This window comes from Salinicola sp., from assembly GCF_982684285.1.
In genome coordinates, this window is the sequence record NZ_CEXLVS010000395.1 from 1 (window position 1) to 2,228 (window position 2,228).

General features: G+C 69.3%; 2 protein-coding genes. Both read left to right on the top strand.

The window, feature by feature from the left end:
* Positions 1–937, top strand: a 937-nt coding sequence (locus tag AC3AYF_RS20310; protein ID WP_487780297.1) for a GNAT family N-acetyltransferase, incomplete at its 5' end; no start/stop codon positions are given.
* A gap of 163 nt (positions 938–1,100) precedes the next feature.
* On the top strand, positions 1,101–2,228 hold a 1,128-nt coding region (gene pepD, locus AC3AYF_RS20315), incomplete at its 3' end, for a beta-Ala-His dipeptidase (RefSeq protein WP_295041196.1).

Sequence of the window (2,228 nt, forward strand, 5' to 3'; positions counted from 1 at the left end):
GCGACATCTGCTGGACGGCCCCGACGTTCACCTGCTGGCGGCTTTCGTCGGCGACATGGTCGTCGGCATCTGCGTGGTGCAGCAGGAGGGGGGCTTCGACGCCGAACTGGCCAACGCCATTTACCATGGGCAGCGGCGTCCGCGGGGTCATCTGCTGGCGCAGTCGCTGGCCACCCACGGCGGCTTTGAGGCGGCGGCGCTCGCGCGTTGGTGGCGCATCATGCGGATCGCCGTTCACCCGCTGGCCAGGCGCGAGGGAACCGGCTCGGCGATGATCGAGCGGGTCGCCACGGCGGCACGGGAGCGCGCTGTCGATCAGCTGGGCGTGAGCTTCGGTGCTGAGCCGTCGTTGACCCGCTTCTGGCGTCGGCAGGGGTTTCGCTCGCTGCGGATCGGGCTGACCCGGGAGGCGTCCAGCGGCGAACCGGCGCAGATGATGGCTCTGGCGCTGACGGACGAATCGGCGCGGCTCCTCGACCGGATGCATGACGATTTCGTGCGCCATCTGCCGGATCTGCTGGCAGCCGAACTGCGGGACATCGACGCCCCCGTCGTGGCGGCCTGGCTGCACGAGGGGGCAGCGCCGGCCCTGCCCGCCGATCTTCACCAGCGGCTGGCCTGGTTCGCTGCCGGTGGCGGCGAGCTGGCACCGGTCCGGCCCTGGTTGCGGGAGGCCTGGCTCGGCTGGTGGCGGCAGCAGCCGTTGGCCGCGGTCGAGCGCTCGCTGGCGTGCGAGGAGAGCGGGTCCCAGACGCCTGGCGACCTGACGCGATCGGCGCGGGTGGCCGTCCCGGCGCTGTTCCAGTATCGCGACGAGGCGCTGGTGCGGCAGGGACGGCGCGAACGCCTGGCGACCGCACGCGAGCTGGCGGCGGACTTGCTGGCGTGGCACCACGACCGTCGCGCTGCCGACGGCGCCGCACCGGTGCCTGGCTGAGGGGCGCGAGCATTCGGCACATATGGTCAAGCCGCAGTCAGGCGAGTAAGGTATTCGCACCTCAAAACGAGCGGCGGTCCGCTGGCGGCTCGGGTTTCATTCATCACTCTTTCGACACCCGTTGCGGCGAGCTGCTCGCCGCGCGACGAGGCTGGAATCGACCATGAACGATCATCTACTGCAACTCTCCCCCGAGCCCGTGTGGCGTCATTTTCGTACGCTCTGCAATACGCCGCGCTCCTCTGGCCACGAAGCGAAGTTGATCGACATCCTGCAGCGCTGGGCCGACGACAACGGCTTGACCCACGATCGCGACAGCTACGGCAACCTGCGGATCCGCAAGGCGGCGAGCCCGGGCTGCGAGGCGGTGCCCGGGGTGATTCTGCAGGGCCATCTCGACATGGTCACGCAGGCCAACAGCGACCACCCCCACGATTTCCTCAACGACCCGCTCGACACCTATGTCGAGGATGGCTGGCTCCACGCCCGCGGTACCACGCTGGGTGCCGACAACGGTCTCGGTGTCGCGGCGGCGCTGGCGATTCTCGAGGCGGACGACATCGACCACGGCCCGATCGAGGCGCTGTTCACGCTGGAGGAGGAGACCTCGTTGCAGGGCGCGCTGTCGCTGGACGAGAACTGGCTGGAGGGGCGCTACCTGCTCAACCTCGACTCCGAGGATCGCGGCGAAGTCTATATCGGCTGCGCCGGCGGTGCCGATGTCGTGGTCGACGCCGACTTGCCGATGCGCGGCTGCGACGAGGAGGAGGTGATGCGTCGTATCTCCCTGACCGGCCTGGTCGGCGGGCACTCCGGCGCCGATATCCACAAGGAGCGGGGCAACGCCAACCAGTTGCTGGTGAGGGCGCTGCGAGGACTGGGCGAGTTCGAGATTCGGCTGGTGGACTACCAGGGGGGCACGCTGCGCAATGCGCTGCCTCGTGAGGCCTTCGCCACCATCGTGGTGGACGAACATCATCTGCCGGCGGTGGAGCAGGCGCTCGCCGACCTGCAGGCGCTCTACCGCGAGGAGCTGGCCGGCGTCGACGACGACGTGACGCTCTCGCTGTCGCCGGCGGCGGTCTCCTGCGAGGACGTAGACGCGCTGACCGACACCGCCACCCAGTTGCTGGTTTCCGCCCTCCACGCCGCGCCTTACGGTGTCGAGCGCATGAGCGTCGAGGTGCCGGGCGTGGTGGAGACCTCCAACAACCTGGGGGTGGTATCGCTGGAGAAGGGGCGCTTCCATCTCTGCGCGCTGGTGCGATCGCTGCGAGACAGCGCGACACGC